Origin of the sequence: Nodularia chucula CCY0103, from assembly GCF_963923915.1 — a bacterium.
GTDB classification, from domain to species: domain Bacteria; phylum Cyanobacteriota; class Cyanobacteriia; order Cyanobacteriales; family Nostocaceae; genus Nodularia; species Nodularia chucula.
Window position 1 is genome coordinate 1 of the sequence record NZ_CAWUOL010000060.1, and the last position, 18,499, is coordinate 18,499.

Sequence of the window (18,499 nt, forward strand, 5' to 3'; positions counted from 1 at the left end):
GGGGATTGGGGATTGGGGATTGGGGATTGGGGACTGGGGACTGGGGATTGGGGACTGGGGACTGGGGATTGGGTATTGGGGATTGGGGACTGGGGATTGGGGACTGGGTATTGGGTATTGGGGACTGGGTATTGGGGACTGGGGACTGGGGACTGGGGACTGGGGACTGGGTATTGGTGACTGGGTATTGGTGATTGAAAACTAAAAATCTCTCCCCCCCGCACCCTGCACCCCTGCCTCTTCTCCCCTGCACCCTGCACCCTGCACCCCTGCCTCTTCCCCCCACACTCCCTAATTTATCGTTCCAGTCAGGGGCGAACTAGCGCTAGCGTAGGCTTTGAGAGGCATTCTGCCAGCCAAGTAAGCCATACGACCAGCTACTGCTGCTAAATTCATTGCTTCAGCCATGACTGGGGGGTTTTGAGAAAGCGCGATCGCACTATTAATTAATAAAGCATCTGCACCTAATTCCATTGCCTGGGCTGCTTCTGAGGGTGCGCCAATTCCCGCATCTACCACCACGGGTATACTGGCATTTTCAATGATGATTTGAATATTTGCTGTAGTTTTTAGCCCTTGTCCCGAACCAATAGGCGACGCTAAAGGCATAACTGTCGCACAACCCACCTCTTCTAGCCGCTTGGCTAACATGGGGTCAGCATTAATATAAGGTAAAACTGCAAAACCTTCTTTAACTAACTGTTCAGCAGCTTGTAATGTGCCAATGGGATCAGGTAGTAAATATTTAGGATCAGGTATTACTTCTAATTTGACAAAATTATTATCTTCCTGTCCCAAGAGTTTCGCCATTTCTCGCCCCAAACGCGCCACCCGAATCGCCTCCTCTGCGGTTGCACAGCCAGCAGTATTCGGCAACATCCAGATTTTTTGCCAATCCAAGGCTTCTGCTAATCCCTCATGTCCGGCGGCTTTAGTTTGGACTCTCCTGACTGCTACAGTCACAATTTCGCAACCACTAGCCACAACACTTTGCTGCATTTCCTCAATGGTGCGATATTTACCCGTTCCCGTCATCAAGCGGGATCTAAAACTTTTGCCAGCAATTACCAGTGGTGAATCTATAGAGACGGGATGGGTAGCTTCTTTTGTGGTGAGATTTCCCTGAGTAAAGTTGGCAGAGTGGGTAAGCATAGAGGTAGATGGTTGAGTATGAAAACGCGAATAGTGGAAATGAGACAATATGGGGTCAGATTTTTGCTCCCAAATCAAATCAGCAATTAAGGCGGCGGTAATGGGCGCAAGTAATATCCCATTGCGATAATGACCTGTAGCCAAAGTTAAATTTTTACAGTGACTAGTGCCGAAAATGGGTAACTCATCGGGTGTGGCGGGACGAAATCCCCACCAAAATTGTTGAATGGGATAATCTTGGATTTGGGGATAGAGGCTAATAGCTTTTTGGAGTAAGGTTTGGATCGCTCCGGGGGTGTTGTGGGGTGTAAAGCCGACATCTTCGCTAGTAGCCCCAATGATAATTGAACGGTTGCGCCTGGGTACGATGTAAATCTCATCTCCGAATAAAACCCGTGTGAGGGGTAATTCTGGGATAAATTCTGGCACACGCACACTCAGCATTTGTCCCTTGCGAGGACGTACAGGTAATGGTAATAATTCATTAGACCAAGCACCTGTAGCTACAACATATTGAGTAGCACGAATAATACCTGTGTTGGTTTGGACACCAATTACTTTGCCTTGCTGCTGTAAAAATGCTTCTACTTTGATGCCTTCTTGGAGTTCTACGCCGAGAGATTCGGCAGCTGTCCGCAGTGCATTGACTAAGGCACGATTATCAACTTGTCCGTCTTCGGGATACCACCAACCACCAATTACCTCTGCCCCTAATCCTGGTTGATATTGATGAATTGCGGCTTGATTGAGCCAGTAGGGGGAAGCATCTATTGTGGGCTTTGGTGCTTGAGTTAGCGGTGCTAAAATGCCACAAGGCCAGTAACCAGTATTTAAACCAGTCAAATCTTCCAGTTTGCTTGTCCAGTCTGGATATAAAGCACGCGATCGCCTGCATAAATCTAGCATGGCGGCATTGGGGATGTGTTCTGCATCTGGTGCTAACATTCCGGCGGCAGCGTGGCTAGCAGCAGCCTGAAAATCACGACAGAGTACAGTTACCTTAGCCCCGCGTAATTTTAATTCTACGGCGATCGCCAAGCCAATCGCACCGCCACCAATAATTAAAACATCACTAGTCATTAGTCATTGATCATGAGATATCTATATCTATAACAATCAAAGCAGAAAGCCCGCATAAATCACGGCTTCCCACTTCATGACTCCTAACTAGCGACTATCCCGATTTACCACAAAGCCCGAATAGGTTGTCTATCCTGATTTGTAGTCTGAGACTGTAAGCCAGTGCTTCTGGGAGTATCAGCAGGTGAAGAGGAATTATTATTTTGAGCCACGCTGCTACTATCACTAGGAGTAGAAAAACTCTCCTGAGCTACGCTACCCCGACCGTCAGAAGCGGTATTGTTACCTGTACCCCTGCTACCGGAAGAGCTATTAACATTAATATTAGCTGGCAATACTCTAGAAGTTCTCCCTTCAGGGCTATCATCACGAGAAACTTGTTGTCCACCGATGGGAAAGTTGATCCCCAACAATGTACCCATTAAAATTGCCAAACCTCCGGCCATGAGAATTACTGGAGTCCATCTACCCATCTTATATTTTCTCCTTATTTAACCTAACCTTCAGGTGTCCACACTATTTGAGATCCCTCTCCCCAAAATCCCTCAAACTTTGTTACCTTAATATCCCCTAGCACCTGAGTTTGACAAGCTAAACGCAGTTCTGCTGTAGGAGAATGGGGAGGAAGGGAACATCTGGCCTTGTCTCGCCAATTTGGGGCGGACACCTCACCTTCTATCTTGACTGCACAAGTACCACAACTGCCAATTCCCCGACAGTTAATTAACTTAGCACCGCCATTGTAGAGGTCAATACCATTTTCCTGCAAAATTCGACCTAACTTAGCACCGCGATTGCACTTAATTGTCTTACCCTGAGCTAGTACCTGGGGCATACTTTAATTACCAAACTGGCTTTTTGTTGTATATTGGCACATCGCCTTACTTGTTGTCTCGTAAGTCTCAGTTTTATGACCATACACCCCTCACCTCAACTTTGGCTATATGACACCACCCTACGAGATGGCACTCAGCGCGAAGGGTTATCAGTTTCTATAGAAGATAAGTTACGCATTGCCCGCCGACTAGACCAACTGGGAGTTCCCTTTATTGAGGGTGGTTGGCCTGGTGCTAATCCCAAGGATGTGGAGTTTTTCTGGCAATTGCAAGAACATCCTCTGAAACAGGCGGAAATAGTCGCCTTTTGTTCCACACGCCGCCCCCACACTACGGCTGCAACTGAGGCCATGCTGCAAGCGATTTTGAATGCGGGTACACGTTGGGTGACAGTTTTTGGTAAATCTTGGGATTTACACGTGACAGCCGGTCTAAAGACGACTTTAGCAGAAAATTTAGCCATGATTCGGGATACCATCGAGTATCTTGTTTCTCAAGGGCGACGGGTGATTTATGACGCTGAACACTGGTTTGATGGCTACAAACATAATCGAGATTATGCTTTACAAACCTTAGAAGTGGCGATCGCCGCAGGTGCGGAATGGCTAGTTCTCTGTGATACCAATGGTGGGACATTACCCCAGGAAATCAGTCAAATTGTGGAATCAGTGATTAATCATATTTCATTAATCGTGACTTCAGAACCCATCCCCCAAATAGGCATCCACACTCATAATGATTCTGGTACAGCCGTAGCCAATGCCCTAGCAGCAGTTATCGCCGGCGCAAAAATGGTACAAGGCACAATCAACGGCTACGGTGAACGTTGTGGTAATGCTAACCTTTGTACATTAATTCCCAATCTACAAGTAAAACTGGGTTATAGCTGTATCGCCGAACACCAGCTAAATCAACTTACAGAAGCGAGTCTTTTTGTCAGCGAAGTCGTAAACCTCGCCCCCGATGAACACGCGCCCTTTGTCGGACGTTCAGCGTTTGCCCATAAAGGCGGTATCCATGTCTCAGCAGTAGAACGAAATCCCCTCACCTACGAACACATTCAACCAGAACAAGTAGGTAATCATCGCCGCATCATCATTTCTGAACAATCTGGCTTGAGTAATGTGTTAGCCAAAGCCCGGACTTTTGGCATTGAACTAGATAAAGACCAACCAGCAGCCCGACAAATTCTGGAACGTCTCAAAGAATTAGAAAGTGAAGGATATCAATTTGAAGCCGCAGAAGCCAGTTTTGCACTCTTGATGTACGAAGCCTTGGGTAAGCGTCAACAGTTTTTTGAGGTCAAAGGCTTCCAAGTACATTGTGATTTAGTGGAAGGTAAAGAAATTAACAATGCCCTAGCCACAGTCAAAATAGGGGTGAATGGCAAAGATATTTTAGAGGCCGCAGAAGGTAACGGCCCCGTTGCTGCCTTAGATGCCGCCCTACGCAAAGCCTTGGTCAACTTTTATCCCCAACTAGCCACCTTTGAGTTAACCGATTACAAAGTCCGGATTCTCAATGGACATACAGGTACAGCAGCTAAAACCCGTGTATTAGTGGAATCAGGAACCGGTTATCAACGCTGGACAACTGTGGGAGTTTCCCCCAATATTTTGGCAGCCTCTTATCAAGCAGTGGTGGAAGGTTTGGAATATGGGTTGTTTTTACATTCTCAATTAGGGAGTAGGTAAGAGGCAGGGGTGCAGGGTGCAGGGGGGAAGAGGCAAGGGGGGAGAGATTTTTAGTTTTCAATACCCAGTCCCCAGTACCCAGTCCCCAGTACCCAGTCCCCAATCCCCAATACTTATGAAAACTGTTCCCAGGATTGCGTCACTAATTGACTCAGCCAACGGCGTTGCTGGTGATTTAGCATGGGATCATCGGCTAATAGTTGCGCGGTTAATTCTTCTAAGGATTGTCCCTGGGAGCGAACCAGTTTGATCACTCCGGCGATCGCCGAGGCTACTAGTTCTTCATCATTTGATCACTCCGGCGATCGCCGAGGCTACTAGTTCTTCATCAATTGGCTGTTGTCGCAGAGCAAAAATTTCCTGGGGGCTGTCTGGGATGGGATAATTCATGGCGTAGGCTAAAAAAAAATACAAAATGAACAATAAACTTTGACAAACTATTAAAAATTCTTTACTCAATTTTTATTGATCTAATAGGGCGGAGTTTAGCTCAGTTGATGCCTTTATAAAATCTGTCTGAGTGAATAAATTCATCGGAGATGTCAGCGAAAAATCATGAAAGAAATACTTTATCTAGAAGTTCCCACGCCGGATACTGCAAATGTACTGGATTGGCTGCAAATTAAATTTGAACCAGGTATGGGGGAAAAGTTACTCACCCCTGATGGTTTTCGGCTGAAAATCTCTACAAAGACTACAAATGCTCAAGGGAAGATTACTGAAAAATTACCAAGTGAACTTTCTGTATTCCTCTGGTCAGTGCAGCGAACTACTTATCTCAAAGTGTTTCGTTGGGGAGATCAGCCTGTTGCTGGAGAAGCAGAAATTCTGCAACGTCTGACTAATGAAATCAGAAGGGAATTTCCTTGCAATTACCCTGAACCACCAGCCATTGATCCCCGAAAATCGATTTTTGAGGAATTAGCCAACTCTTACCCCTTAACGGTGAAATATTTTCAGAAAATGCCCAATGGGGAATATGACCTGAATCGTGCCTACTGGTGGGAGCAAAGATGGCGCGAAGGGGTACGTAATCCTCAACAGCCTCGCCAAGTAGTTTTTTCCCCAGGTCAAGAAGCCAGCAGTATAGCATCTTCTGCATCGCCCATTTATGACCTGATTTACATTGGTGGCGCATTAGGGGTGGTTCATGCGGCTGTGATGGCGCAATTAGGCTATAAAGTCCTGTTGGTGGAACGGTTGCCTTTTGGACGGATGAATCGAGAATGGAATATTTCTCGTGACGAATTACAAAGTCTCATTAACCTTGGTTTGCTGACATCTGCTGAGTTGGAGACTCTGATTGTAAGGGAATACAAAGATGGATTCAATAAATTTTTTGATGGCAATAATCCCCCTAAATTGCGATCGCCTATTCTCCACACCCCCACTGTCTTAAATATTGCCTTGGACTCAGAAAAATTATTGAGAATGTGCGGCGAAAAACTGCGAAAAGCCGGCGGTGAAATTTGGGATGAAACCGAGTTTATCCGGGCTGATATCACAGGTACACAAGTGGCGATTACAGTCAAGCATTTACCCAGTGAAAATCAGCAGTGTGTGACTGCCAGACTGTTAATTGATGCGATGGGAACGGCATCCCCAATTGCTTGGCAATTAAATGGTGGTCGCGCTTTTGACAGTGTATGCCCCACTGTGGGAGCAGTAATTGAAGGGGGATTTGAGCCAGGGGTTTGGGATTCCCATTATGGCGATGTCCTATTTAGTCACGGAGATATTTCTAGGGGAAGGCAGTTAATTTGGGAATTATTCCCCGGTGCTGGTGAGGAATTAACAATTTATTTATTTCATTACCACGAAGTCAATGGAGTAAATCCCGGTTCTTTACTAGAGATGTATGAGGACTTTTTCTCGATTTTGCCAGAGTATCGCCGTTGTGATTTAGATAAATTAGTGTGGAAAAAGCCGACATTTGGCTATATACCAGGACATTTTAGTGTCGGAAGTAGCGATCGCACCATAGCCTTTGATCGATTAATTGCCATTGGTGATGCGGCTTCTTTACAATCTCCCCTAGTATTCACCGGCTTTGGTTCCTTAATCCGTAACTTAGACCGTTTAACCACCCTTTTAGATACAGCCCTCAAGCACGACTTACTCAGTTTCCGCTATTTAAACAAAATTCGCGCCTACCAAAGTAATGTGGCTGTCACTTGGTTATTTTCTAAAGGAATGATGGTTCCCACGGGGGAATTTTTACCACCGCCAAGAATTAACTCCATGCTGAATACCTTCTTTGGATTATTAGCCGATGAACCACAAGAAGTAGCAGACAATTTCATTAAAGACAGGTGTGATTGGTGGACTTTCAACCGCCTAGCACTAAAAGCCGCCCGCACAAACCCAGCCCTACTGTTATGGATTTGGCAACTAGCTGGATTTAAAGATTTAGTCCGGTGGTTGGGTAATTATTTTAATTTCACTGTTCATTCCCTGGTCAGTGGTTTACTGAATGGCTGGTTTCCACGGTTCTTACTGCGGAGTAAACCTTGGTTAGAAACCCGCTATCCAGGCTTATGGTTCCGGCTCTTGGTGATTAACTATGCGATCGCAGCTGGTAAACTGCAAACAGACAAATCAGCCCTAGCCCTATCCCGCAATCACCCAGCAGTTAATCCAGAGATAGCAGGGAACAGGCTGAAATCTGTCAACAGTCAACAGTGATCAAGGCTATACTAGGGGACTTAAAATCCCTTGAATGATAGTTAAACAGGATTGGTGGGTTCCCATATCCTCAACCCACCATTAATCAGGACTTTTTTGTTGATTATTGATCCGAAAATTAGGTAGCTCTACTGATGACAAAGACTTACGTCCTAGAGGCGGACGGTGAGGATAAACCACAGGTGAAGGCGATTGATGATTATCAAGATAATCCTCAGAATGCTCTGCAATCACATCAGACTCATCTAAATTGGAGTTATCAGAGCTAAGAGGATTTTCCTCCGCTACAGGTTCCCCCAGGGAGTTATGAGCATTCATTTGATTAACAGTAGGTGTAACCAGTGGCGAATCTGCCTCTGCTGTACTGATTTCTAATTGCTGATCATCCTCTGAAATAGTTTCTGCCATTTCACTCATTGGTGCTTCAGTTTCTGTAGGGATTGATGATGTAGACCCGGGGTTATTTGTAAAAAATAATTGAATCAGACTATCCAATTGAGCATCTAAATTTGATGAACCCAAAGATGGGGCTGAATTTTCCATTGCTTCCGCCACTGGTTCCGACACAGGGGGTGTTTCTTTCTCAACTGGCAAATTCTCAACAGATGATGGTATTGGCTGAGAATGATCAGCATTACATACAGGTGATGGGGAATATTGACCCCAAGCAGAATCGACTTCACCGCCATCAGATTCTGATTCTCCTGACCAAGGTCTAATGGGTTGGACATTAGGAAATAAAGACCGAGCCTTGCGGGAAAATCTGGTTTGGTGATTAACTGTATCCTCCAAAGAATCATCTGGAGCGGGTCTATCTAGGCATTTTTCTAGAGCAGCTTTAAATTGTAGAGTCTGGCGTTGCTGTCGCATTAACCGACTACGTAGCTCTCGACAAGTATTTTCTGATTGCAATGCCTGTTGACATTGTTCATTATAGTTAGTTTGTACTAGCGCACATTCTCGCTCTAATTGCGCCAGACGCTGCTGACTAATTTGTAGTTGTGTTTTATAAGTTTCAATAAAGTTTTCTTGGCGTTGCACAGTTTGTACAGATGCTTCTAACTCTTGAAATAGAGATTTAATTTGTTCTTGAGCTGCGGCCAATTCTTGAGTTTGTTGATTAAGCATTGACTCAGCCACACTAGAACGTCTTTTCTGCCACTGCAAAGCTTTTTCTGATTCAGCGAGGTTATCTTTGAGATGCTCTACTTCCTCATACAGCTGATTGTTATCTGCACGCAATTCTTCATTTAATGCTAGTAACTCTTTAAATTCTGTGTCCACAAGTATTTGTTGTTCCTTATTTGGCTCAACAACCCAATCGGAATTGGTTTGATCCGGGGAATCAGAAGTTGTTATTTCTGGCTGTAATTCAGCAGCAGATTTGAGGAGAGGAGCTTGTGTGTTTGCCATATTGTCAGGAGGAGCGATTGAGTAAAATGGACAGTTTGACTGCTCCGGTTGTAGCGAATTATCAGAATTTAGGGATTCCATTTTAGCCCTGTTGTTTATGGTGTCAGTTATTTATCACCAGAACCTCCGCGCCTAGTCAGCCCCTGGCGTGAGAGATGGGGGTCATTATTCATGTCCTTGTATTTGAAAGGTAATTAACTTTTCTCCTACAAGCCCCTTGCTTTCAGGCAGGAGTCAGTGACAATTTTTGCATTTTAGAACTGATGCCTTTATAACATTAGGAGCTGAACCCCCGTCAACCTTGAGAAGCAAGACAGATGTTGATGCAAATATCACTAATATACAGGTTGTTTTTCAGATGCCGAGAAAGGGGTATAACCTACTTGACTTTTGTCAAGATTTGTAGTGTTAATTTACCCCAGCCTTGTGTCAAAAAAAGCAGGGGAGCAGGGAGCAGGGAGCAGGGGGGAATGGCACGAATATAAGCCGACTGAGTGTGTTTAAGAAAATTGAATTTTAGTACGTTCATGAGTTCAACATCTTCTTAATTCCCCACACCCCACACCCGACACCCCACACCCTTGTAATTAGGGCAACCAACGGGGATGAAATCCGATTAAGGGTAGTTTCTCTGGTTTGATGGCGGTATTTGACGTGTCGTCGATGGGTAATAAAGGCATTAACCACAGGCTGCTAGTGGCGATCGCCTCTCCATCTTCAGTTTTAAGTACATTAGCAGATAAAGGTACTGGATCTATTTGCGGCATGACTTGATCAAAAAGCAAACCTAAACCATCGGGCGCTAAACTCATTTGTACATTTCTCTGTTCAATTGGTAGTAATAGCAGTGGTCTTTGGTTGCCAGTATTCAGGTCAATTGCCACTAAATAAGGCTGTTCTATATATTCTTCATCCGATATTAGCTGTGTCAGTAAGCAGTAGAGGGTAGGTGAAGCGGGATCAAATTGGCAGTTAAGAATGGAACCAGTGGTGCTTAACAGGGGTTTCTGGGTTCCTTGGTTAGTAACTAAAAATAAATCTCTGGTGTAATCAGTATTAAATTTCACCATTGCTGCTTGGGAGCCATCTTTAGAAAAAGACTGCACTAGTCCAAATTGTGGGAGAAAATCAAGGGGTGTGGTGGCATCAGCCTGGAGTGGTAAAATTGCCGCTCCTTGACCTTGGGCAACGGCTACAGCTTGACTATCGGGAGTAATCATAAAATCTCCCCCTGGTTCGCTTTGTAGGCGCTGGGGAGTGGGTCTTTGTCTATTATTGCTGGTGGTAGGCATGAACCATAATCCAAAATCGCTGGGATTTTTTCTGTTACCTCGCTGCACAACTATGGTTTTACCATCTGGTGACAAATCAAATTTCAGGTTTTGATATTCCTGATTATCTAACACTAGGTCTACTCTCCCGGCTGGTTCTGCGGCTGTTTCCGGATGTGCAGAAATGCCTGTGGTGACGGTATATAACTGAGCTGAAAGTAGGTCTTGGTTATTGGAAGTCCGAGCAGAAAATAAAATCTTTTCCCCGTCTGGAAATGCCTTAAAGTCCATGACAATCAGGTCTTTGGGGGTAATAATATTTTTGGTTTCTTCGGTTAAGTTGTAAAGAACTAACTGACCATAATTTTCGCTATCAGATCCTATGTACATGATCACGCGATCGCGTGATTTAAAGTTACCTGTAAAGGGCTGTATTATTTGATTTTTACCTTCTCTAATGGCAAAGCGATCTCTGGCATCTTGTAACCGCACTTCATAATTCGTACCATAGGGTGCTGGTGTCAGCAATGTATAAACCATCCGCCGCCCTGCCCAACTGATTTTACCTGCTAAGGGTGGCTCAATTTTTAAGTTTTCCTCTACACTTTCGGTGTCCATTGGGCGACTAAAATTGAGTGTAAAGGCGATATCATCTGCGCCAATTTTTTGATTTTGCCAAGTAAATTCCCGGACACGAGCTGCTACTACATCACCTTGAAGTATCATGAATCCAATCAGCAGACTCAGTAGCACCATCAGTGCGATCGCCACGCGATCTAATGGTTGGATAAATGTCTTAGATGTAGCCATTGTTCAAATATTAATGATGAGTTTTCAGTTGTTATAGTAATCTGCTTTGATTTTTCAACCTATTTGCGTAGGTGGGGAGTGGGGAGTGGGGAGTGGGAAAAATATTTTTTATCTTGTCCTGAGATTGTGCAGAACTCCCTATAGTTATGATTCATTAATAACTATAAGGATTTCGGGGTTGGGGAACTTCTTTAACAGAGGTAGCTGCAATAGTTAAGTTGCGTTTACCTGCAAGAGTTTCTGTGATCATTGTTCCCTCAATTTCTAGCCAAGTATCAGGAGCATAGCGCTGTTGATTTTCTGGAAGTTTGACTGGTAATCCCACAGGATAAGCATCAGCAGCACAACAAGTAATTACGAATCGCGCCAGGAAAATATATTCTTCTCCAATATCTGGGGGATGAATCACAAATCCCTTAACTTTAGCCTTTTGACCTATATAAGAATCTGGTTCTGGGTAGACGTTTAAAGTCCGCGCCCAATCCACCAGTGAGCGTTCTTCAGGGCGAGTCGAAGGACGGAAAGATTGGGGTTGAGTTCGTCCAGTAGAGAGTAAATCTGTTACACCCAATTGGATGGCGGTGTCGCTAGCAAAAACACGGGGTGTAATCATTAAACCCAAAATCGCAGTTATTAATAATAAAGCACTACCCCAGCCAGGAGGAAATAAATTAATATGCTGGAGGTCAGTTGTCTTGGCTCGGCGACGTTCCCGCCACACTTCCCGCATTTTTAACGCGCCAATGATTAATAAAGCAACACCACAACCAATCACCAAGCCGAAAAAATTGGGGTGAATTAATAAGTACAATTTGCCTGATAGCCAATATTGCAGCATTAAAATTCCCCAACTGCTGACAGCTAAGGCATCCAGCCAAGGAAATAAGATATTTTGCAGCGAAATTTTGGTTTTTTTAGCCATTGGTCAAACAAGAGGAAAGGGTGCCGGGGGATAAAGAGGAAATATTGTCTGATGAAATGGGGAAATTTATTTTTTGGAAATTCCTTCAATTCTCTTCCATCCAATTTAATTAGTGATCACTGTTAACTGGTTTAAAGCACATACAAGTTTAAGAACAGGGTGAAGACAAAGGTTAATTGTGCGGCTAAAGCAAATAGGTAAAATATAGTTTTGCCATTAAAAACAGTCAGCATCAATCCCACACTTTTGATGTCAACCATTGGGCCAAATACTAAAAATGCTAACAGAGAACCACTACTAAAAGCGGAAGCAAAGGAGAGGGCAAAAAATGAATCTACTGTGGAACAGACTGATACAACTGCGGCTAAAATCAGCATAACCACAATTGAAGTAATGTGTCCCGCACCTAAACTGAGGATTAATTCACGGGGAGCAAATACTTGTACAGAAGCAGCGATCGCACTCCCTAAAATCATCACCCCTCCTAGTTCTCGCAGTTCCTGGACGACATTATCTAAAACTAGGCGGAGTTTATCTTTCACAGATTTATTGGGGCTGGCTGTTGGAGTTACCGTCTGTAATAAATCAGCATCTAAGCGCTGAGTTAGTCCTGGTTTTCCTCCTAAAATATAAGTCCCAGATTTCAACACACTGGGTACTTTTCCTGTTGCTGGTGCGGCGCTACCTTGACCACGGCGTTTAATTTCTGGCTGTGCGGGGGGGTTAAATTTTAAATAACGCGCGATCGCAGGTTGTACAAGGGGTGTGACATCTTTCTGAAAACTAAAAACAATCCCAATAATTACAGCAATTGATAAAGAAAATACCACTCGTAAAACCACTATTTCTGGCTGGTCTCGAAAAGCTAGCCAAGTTGCCCAAATTACAATAGGGTTAATAGTTGGTGCTGCTAACAAAAAACCAATCGCCACCGGTGTGGGTACTCCCTGCATCAGTAATCGCCGTGCTACCGGCACATTACCGCACTCACACACCGGAAACATAAAGCCGATGAGACTACCTGCTAAAGCACCTAATATGGGATTTTTCGGCATTCTAGTGACTAATTGGCGCTCATCAATAAAAATCAACAGCACACTAGAAAATAAAACCCCAAACAGCAAAAACGGCATCGCCTCGACTAGCAAACTCAGAAATATAGTGAAACCATTGTTCAGTTGATTCATGGGTATCGCAGTCAAAAGCGGTTGAAAGTTTTTAGGTTATGCCTAGCCATTCTATCGGAATGGGGATCAAAAGTATCTATGGGTAACTCAAACTGATTTGAACCAAAAATCAGGGTTTTGTTTCTAGTTACCTTTAAGTGAGTATCACCTCTAGGGAGTTGGAGATAGTTCTGTTTAAGTCTGTGCATTTACTGTCTGTAACTGATATGAAGATGATCGCCGTTGTCAGATTGTTCCAAGTTTCGCTAACTATACATCCGGCGGGATGATTTGGGACTCATGAATGTTTATACTCACTTGTAAATAGTGAGTCAGGATGTTATCTTGCCATAAATTTCATCCAGGGTTCATAATGTTTAAACATTTGGGGATCATCCTAGCGCTTAATCGATAGGTCTGTCTAACCTCTTGTCATCTGTAATTTTGGTGATTTCTGTCAAAATTCAACATAGGGGGTGGTTGACTTTATATCATCAACATTTCACAATAGTTATCCTAGTATGTAATAGATCAAGAAAACAAAAAGAGTATTTTTACCTAAAAATATCATCAATATTGTGACTAAAGATCAATTTTCACATCAGAACTCTGATTGTTGATTAATTGCCAGATTTTTTACAAGCTGTTTCTCCACTCCCCACTCCCCACTCCCCACCTAAATAAGTAAGTTTAAAAATCAAGGCGGATTACTATATATTGAAATATTAGATATCATATCCTCCAGTGCCACAAGAATTTAAGCCCCTGATTTCGCCCCCCGTTTTCTCTCATGGTGGCGATCGCGATCTCGGTATAGAGTCAGTAATTCAAGAACTACCAACGTACAAATTTCAGGTAGAAATTAGTTTGAGTGGCGTTGAAGTTGCCCATTTTTTCGACAAATACCCACTGTTACCGGGAGTAATCTTGCTAGAACAGGGACAATTCATGGGGATGATTTCTCGGCGACGACTGCTGGAATTTTTCATCCGTCCTCATGGACAAGAGATATTTAACCAAGAAACATTGGCTGTGCTTTACAGTTATGCACGGACAGCAATTTTGCAGCTACCGGGGACAACGCCGATTTTAACAGCAATGCAACATACTCTCAGGCGATCGCCTGAACTCTTAGCAGAACCAGTAGTAGTCGAAACAGCAGATCATAGCTACAAACTGTTAGATATACACGACCTCAACATTGCAGCTTGGCAAATTCAAGGAATCAAAACTCAGGTACGCTACGAACGCAGCCAAGCCCAAATGATTCAAAATGATAAAATGGCACGTTTAGGGCGCTTAGTTGATGGTGTAGCACACGAAATTCTTGATCCCGTTGGTTTTATCTGGGGTAACTTAACTTATATTTCTAAGTACAGTCAAGACTTACTTAAACTCATAGCAGAGTATGAAAAAGAGTTACCGCAAATTTCCTCAGAAATACACCAAATTAAAGAAGAAATTGAATTTGATTTTTTAGAAAAAGATTTATCAAAAGTTATTATCAGTATTCGGACTGGCTCAGAAAGATTAAAAAAACTAGTCTCAGGCTTACAAAATTTTTGCCATATCGATGAAATTCATCCCAAACCAACAGACTTACACGCCTGTATAGATAGTATTATTCTCCTGATGAAGAGTCGTTTAAAAGGAGAGATTGAGATTATTAAAAATTATTGTAAACTGCCGCCAATTAATTGTTTCATGGGGCAGTTAAACCAAGTATTGATGAATATTTTAAGTCAAGCCATAGATGCTTTAATCAATGAATCAGTCAGGCAAAAATTCCATCAAGAACGTAGAAATACTGCGACAAAACCACAAATTCACATTACAACAAAAATCATTTCCCTAGAACCTACTAATACAGATGCACCCGACTCTCGCTGGGTTTCAGTTTGTATTAGTGATAATGGACCAGGGATGTCTGAAGAATTACAACAGGATATTCTAGAATCTTTTTCCTTAGAAAAATGGGCTGACAAAGAAACTAGTTTATCAATGAGTTATCGAATTATAGCAGCTAGACATGGTGGTAAATTAAACTTCCGTTCACAACTGGGTATAGGAACTGAATTTGAAATATTATTACCTTTAGTATAATCACATCTAGCTATCTACCATTCCTTAGTTCTCACCACAGAAAAGATTAAATTGACCAAATAATTACGAATTACGTTCGCGCAGCGTGGCGTTAGCCATAGGAAATATTACGAATTATTTTGACTCTGGCTTCTCCACAGGAACTAAAATATAAGAAGTCTGATAACTAGGTTGATTCACACTCTCATCACCAGAGGATTTTACATCTTGAACGACACCTTTAGCTATATTGAATGTTCCTTTGAGAGTGTCACTAATCCCTTGATCTGCCCCCTTCACAATCTCCGCCGTATTTTGGACAGTATCGTTAACATCTAGTGCCGTACCTTTGATACTAACCATAGCATCTTTGACTATATCATTAGCATCCACTGCTGTATCTTTAACAGTATCACTCACATCTTTGACAGTATCATTAATTCCCTCACTTACCATTTTAATGGCATCACCCACTCCTTTGAGAGTTTGATTAAAATTATTAGTTGTACTCTTAAGAAAATTTCCTACATATTTAACAGTTTCGTTCACTTTTTGAGGAGAACCTTTCATAGCTAAAGCCCCAGCTAATGCGCCTAAAGTCGCCCCCATCAATGTGCCAAATACGATTTTGGATAACTCCTGAGTAGAGTCATGAGTTACTGTATTCTTCTCAGATGAACTGTCTTCCACGCGATCTGAAAACTGCTGATTGCCATTCATTGTCATTGCCTCTTGATCTATTTGCACCGTCAGGATTTGAGGTTGTTTATCTCAATATGTTGCTGGCATTAATTGTGGGGCGATTTCGCGCCCCTGAATTGGTTATTTAACTATCAATGCGATTAATCTCTTCTTGCAGGGAACCGTCTTCAAAAATCTCTACTGAAATTTCTTCATTCACAAAAGCAGTGGGTTCACCTATATATCCTGCTGTATTTTCTGGGCTGGAAATGTAGATTGAATGAGTAGTCTCTCGCTGACCCATACCCACATCTTGATTTTGAGTCTGCTGACGATCTTGTCTACCGCCATTTTCAGAGGCTAAACTATTCTCTGCTGCTTCCTTTGTTCTTTCCGCAGTCTCCTGTACTGCTGCGTTCACATCACGGGATGTCTTCTGTAATGCGTTGATTGTACCTACTGCGCCTTGTTTAACTCCCTCAACAGCATCTAATCCATCACCAATGACGGCATAACTAGCACCTTCGGCGACACTTTTAGCTACCTCTCCCATACCTCTGACGGTATGACCAAGGCCTTCACCTATAGTTTTTGTAGCCTCTCCCACACCTTTGATTGTGTGGTTAAATCCCTCACCAATTCTTTTTCCCGCCAACGCACCAGCTAATGATCCCAGCGTACCTCCAATCAATCCACCAATCAAAGCTCTACTTAATGCCGGATTCATACTGCTGTTTTGTTTCGGGGTTTCAGGTTGAGATCCAGTTTTACCTGCACTGCTAGATCCCCAAGTTCCCTGATCTGTACTTTCTGTATTTGTTGTACCAACACAAGATTGCTCTGTAGTATTGTTGTTAACATTTTTACTCTGATTATTCCCTGCTTGCTGATTCTCAAGCATATTAATATTCTCCTTAGATAAAAACGATTAAGTTAATCTGATACACATTGTTGTCTATGGCCAATTTAGCGATTACAGATTAACGGTTAACCGTTCTGAAGGCAGACATATTATCTGATACAGTCTATCTCTAGTTGAGTTAGTTGTATTTTTTAGTTGTAGCCAGAAACACAAAGGATTGAAATAAATCAGCTAATTTACAATTTTGGCTGATAGTTATAGCAACCGCTAATACAGCCTTGATTTAGCTAGTTTTAATAGCTATGCTTTGCAGCAAGTTTTGACCCCTTTGGTAAATGTTCTGGGCATGATCAGTCCAGGAACCTTGTCCCCAATAACGAAAACAACTAGTTTGCAACAAAAGGTTATGTAAGAGAATGTTACGGTATGCAGATGAATTAGTGGGCAAGGTATGATCAACTTGTTGATGAAATAAACTGCTTAATTCATACATAGGAGAGGTAACATTTTCATATCCTTTTACCCAACTAATATGATTTGTCCATGATGCTCCATCAAGATGAAAGTTAGGGTTGATTTGCTTTAATTCTTGAATGGCATTTTCTACAGCTTCCGGTTGGCAGTTTTCTGGTGAAACTCGCTGCCAAATTTGATGTTGTCCTACTGGTTGACAGGTAGGATAGTCTTCGGGTTGACAACCTGCGGCGGTGATTAATTCTAAATATTCTGTCCCACACACCCCGACAACGCCAGATTTACCTCCTCCATGATTGACCATATCTCCCCAAGCTTGTTTGAAAGCACTGGGAAATTCATTCATCATGACTCCACCATTTTCACCATCGCCAATTTGACTGACAATCGGTGGGATCAAAACATTTCCTACTTCTTGTTTATCTAAGGTTTTGGCTTCATAGTAAGGTTGCATCTGAGCAACTAATTTAGTATCTGAACCTTGGGTTTTAATTAGGGCTGTAATACTAGTTGTTTCCCCTTGGGAATTTCGGGCTATTAAAGTATGTGGTAAATGTTTTTGATTGAGAGCTTCACCGTTAATTGTTTCTACGGAATGTTCTTGTACAAGTAACCAGCGATAACCACATTCTTTTAAGGCTTTGATAAATGCAAATAAAGTGTCAGGGTGATTGGGTAGGTGCATTTCTGGGGGGGAAAATCCTTTAACTCTCGCTAGTGCTTCCCAACCAAAAATGGCGGCAAAATGATGTTGCCATGCCACGATATGCAATTTAATATCAGCTATGGGTGTGGAAGGAATGACTGCATGACCCCACATAGTCCCCAGCCATTCTACATAAGGTTGATAGGTGCGATCGCAGGTGATGCGTTTGAGATTATCTAAGATATCGTTGCGCCCCATTTGTCTGAGTCCCCACAACAGATTACCGGAGTAATCCAACATCACACGGGGATTGCAACCTTGATGGACGAGTTCGGGGATCAAGTCACCCATGCGACTATAACAATGGGCGAAAGGTGCAGCATTATGGTTGTCTCCTTCGTGAGTATGCTCAAACATATATTGCAGATTGCTAATTAACCCTCCATCATGTCCAGCCGGGATTGTGGGCTGGTGCATATGTAAGGCGATCGCAAATACAGCTTTTACATTCTCTAAGGCGATATTGCTGGAGGGTAAAAAGACAGGTGCATCATGGTTGACTACAGAAAGCACCTCTGTTTCCCAACCGGAGATATTTGGTAAGTCGTCGATGATTTCGGGCAAAGTGGGAAGCGTGGTAGGTAATGTCAGCATTTATGCTTGCTCCGAAATACGTTCAGTCTATTCTAACTCGCACTGATTACAATCCCGTTTCTGATCGGGAT

The 18,499-nt window shown here is 43.0% G+C and carries 13 protein-coding genes and 2 pseudogenes; 4 read left to right on the plus strand and 11 right to left on the minus strand.

Features of this window, described 5'->3' with window-relative positions:
• Nucleotides 1–205 (plus strand): annotated as a pseudogene (locus ACM0OP_RS15905) (hypothetical protein); the annotation flags it as partial.
• An 86-nt stretch (nucleotides 206–291) separates the two neighbouring features.
• On the opposite strand, the gene thiO reads toward ACM0OP_RS15905, so the two are convergent.
• The 3 genes from thiO to ACM0OP_RS15920 all read right to left on the minus strand — a co-directional run bounded on the left by thiO (nucleotide 292) and on the right by ACM0OP_RS15920 (nucleotide 3,067).
• Complete coding sequence (gene thiO / locus ACM0OP_RS15910; RefSeq protein ID WP_414529399.1) at nucleotides 292–2,232, minus strand: glycine oxidase ThiO; 1,941 nt, start codon at nucleotides 2,230–2,232, stop codon at nucleotides 292–294.
• A gap of 104 nt (nucleotides 2,233–2,336) precedes the next feature.
• Nucleotides 2,337–2,705, minus strand: coding sequence for a hypothetical protein (locus ACM0OP_RS15915; RefSeq protein ID WP_414529400.1), 369 nt, complete (start codon nucleotides 2,703–2,705; stop codon nucleotides 2,337–2,339).
• A 23-nt stretch (nucleotides 2,706–2,728) separates the two neighbouring features.
• The gene (locus ACM0OP_RS15920) at nucleotides 2,729–3,067 is read right to left on the minus strand and encodes a 2Fe-2S iron-sulfur cluster-binding protein (protein WP_414529401.1); all 339 of its coding nucleotides are present in this window, start codon (nucleotides 3,065–3,067) and stop codon (nucleotides 2,729–2,731) included.
• Between the two features lie 75 nt (nucleotides 3,068–3,142).
• Between ACM0OP_RS15920 and cimA the strand changes: the two genes are divergently transcribed.
• Nucleotides 3,143–4,762: a citramalate synthase gene (cimA, locus tag ACM0OP_RS15925; RefSeq protein WP_414529402.1), complete on the plus strand. Its 1,620-nt coding sequence runs from the start codon at nucleotides 3,143–3,145 to the stop codon at nucleotides 4,760–4,762.
• Nucleotides 4,763–4,875: 113 nt separating this feature from the next.
• Here cimA and ACM0OP_RS15930 read toward each other — a convergent pair.
• Nucleotides 4,876–5,152: pseudogene (locus tag ACM0OP_RS15930) on the minus strand (hypothetical protein).
• A 165-nt stretch (nucleotides 5,153–5,317) separates the two neighbouring features.
• On the opposite strand from ACM0OP_RS15930, the gene ACM0OP_RS15935 reads away from it, so the two are divergent.
• The gene (locus ACM0OP_RS15935) at nucleotides 5,318–7,447 is read left to right on the plus strand and encodes an NAD(P)/FAD-dependent oxidoreductase (RefSeq protein WP_414529403.1); all 2,130 of its coding nucleotides are present in this window, start codon (nucleotides 5,318–5,320) and stop codon (nucleotides 7,445–7,447) included.
• An 81-nt stretch (nucleotides 7,448–7,528) separates the two neighbouring features.
• On the opposite strand, the gene ACM0OP_RS15940 is transcribed toward ACM0OP_RS15935, so the two are convergent.
• The 4 genes from ACM0OP_RS15940 to ACM0OP_RS15955 form a co-directional block, all read right to left on the minus strand.
• A complete protein-coding gene (locus tag ACM0OP_RS15940; protein ID WP_414529404.1) occupies nucleotides 7,529–8,941 on the minus strand; it encodes a hypothetical protein in 1,413 nt (470 codons plus the stop codon).
• 506 nt (nucleotides 8,942–9,447) lie between these two features.
• Nucleotides 9,448–10,941 carry a hypothetical protein gene (locus ACM0OP_RS15945; protein ID WP_414529405.1) on the minus strand — a complete coding sequence of 498 codons (1,494 nt, stop codon included), beginning with the start codon at nucleotides 10,939–10,941 and terminating at the stop codon, nucleotides 9,448–9,450.
• A 154-nt stretch (nucleotides 10,942–11,095) separates the two neighbouring features.
• Nucleotides 11,096–11,863, minus strand: a complete 768-nt coding sequence (locus tag ACM0OP_RS15950) for a TIGR03943 family putative permease subunit (RefSeq protein ID WP_414529406.1) — start codon at nucleotides 11,861–11,863, stop codon at nucleotides 11,096–11,098.
• Between the two features lie 131 nt (nucleotides 11,864–11,994).
• Nucleotides 11,995–13,050: a permease gene (locus tag ACM0OP_RS15955; RefSeq protein ID WP_414529407.1), complete on the minus strand. Its 1,056-nt coding sequence runs from the start codon at nucleotides 13,048–13,050 to the stop codon at nucleotides 11,995–11,997.
• Nucleotides 13,051–13,773: 723 nt separating this feature from the next.
• Between ACM0OP_RS15955 and ACM0OP_RS15960 the strand changes: the two genes are divergently transcribed.
• Nucleotides 13,774–15,132: a sensor histidine kinase gene (locus tag ACM0OP_RS15960; RefSeq protein WP_414529408.1), complete on the plus strand. Its 1,359-nt coding sequence runs from the start codon at nucleotides 13,774–13,776 to the stop codon at nucleotides 15,130–15,132.
• Nucleotides 15,133–15,246: 114 nt separating this feature from the next.
• On the opposite strand, the gene ACM0OP_RS15965 is transcribed toward ACM0OP_RS15960, so the two are convergent.
• The 3 genes from ACM0OP_RS15965 to ACM0OP_RS15975 form a co-directional block, all read right to left on the minus strand.
• Nucleotides 15,247–15,831 carry a hypothetical protein gene (locus ACM0OP_RS15965; protein ID WP_414529409.1) on the minus strand — a complete coding sequence of 195 codons (585 nt, stop codon included), beginning with the start codon at nucleotides 15,829–15,831 and terminating at the stop codon, nucleotides 15,247–15,249.
• A gap of 106 nt (nucleotides 15,832–15,937) precedes the next feature.
• Complete coding sequence (locus ACM0OP_RS15970) at nucleotides 15,938–16,693, minus strand: hypothetical protein (RefSeq protein WP_414529410.1); 756 nt, start codon at nucleotides 16,691–16,693, stop codon at nucleotides 15,938–15,940.
• Between the two features lie 244 nt (nucleotides 16,694–16,937).
• Nucleotides 16,938–18,428: a glycosyl hydrolase family 57 gene (locus ACM0OP_RS15975; RefSeq protein WP_414529411.1), complete on the minus strand. Its 1,491-nt coding sequence runs from the start codon at nucleotides 18,426–18,428 to the stop codon at nucleotides 16,938–16,940.
• Nucleotides 18,429–18,499 lie beyond the last annotated feature (71 nt).

Excerpts from the sequence above, each read along its gene's own strand:
- ACM0OP_RS15940 (WP_414529404.1), bottom strand. The coding sequence starts at position 8,941 with ATGGAATCCCTAAATTCTGATAATTCGCTACAACCGGAGCAGTCAAAC.
- ACM0OP_RS15935 (WP_414529403.1), top strand. The coding sequence starts at position 5,318 with ATGAAAGAAATACTTTATCTAGAAGTTCCCACGCCGGATACTGCAAAT.
- ACM0OP_RS15970 (WP_414529410.1), bottom strand. The coding sequence starts at position 16,693 with ATGCTTGAGAATCAGCAAGCAGGGAATAATCAGAGTAAAAATGTTAAC.
- ACM0OP_RS15965 (WP_414529409.1), bottom strand. The coding sequence starts at position 15,831 with ATGAATGGCAATCAGCAGTTTTCAGATCGCGTGGAAGACAGTTCATCT.
- cimA (WP_414529402.1), top strand. The coding sequence starts at position 3,143 with ATGACCATACACCCCTCACCTCAACTTTGGCTATATGACACCACCCTA.
- thiO (WP_414529399.1), bottom strand. The coding sequence starts at position 2,232 with ATGACTAGTGATGTTTTAATTATTGGTGGCGGTGCGATTGGCTTGGCG.
- ACM0OP_RS15950 (WP_414529406.1), bottom strand. The coding sequence starts at position 11,863 with ATGGCTAAAAAAACCAAAATTTCGCTGCAAAATATCTTATTTCCTTGG.
- ACM0OP_RS15975 (WP_414529411.1), bottom strand. The coding sequence starts at position 18,428 with ATGCTGACATTACCTACCACGCTTCCCACTTTGCCCGAAATCATCGAC.
- ACM0OP_RS15915 (WP_414529400.1), bottom strand. The coding sequence starts at position 2,705 with ATGGGTAGATGGACTCCAGTAATTCTCATGGCCGGAGGTTTGGCAATT.
- ACM0OP_RS15955 (WP_414529407.1), bottom strand. The coding sequence starts at position 13,050 with ATGAATCAACTGAACAATGGTTTCACTATATTTCTGAGTTTGCTAGTC.
- ACM0OP_RS15920 (WP_414529401.1), bottom strand. The coding sequence starts at position 3,067 with ATGCCCCAGGTACTAGCTCAGGGTAAGACAATTAAGTGCAATCGCGGT.
- ACM0OP_RS15945 (WP_414529405.1), bottom strand. The coding sequence starts at position 10,941 with ATGGCTACATCTAAGACATTTATCCAACCATTAGATCGCGTGGCGATC.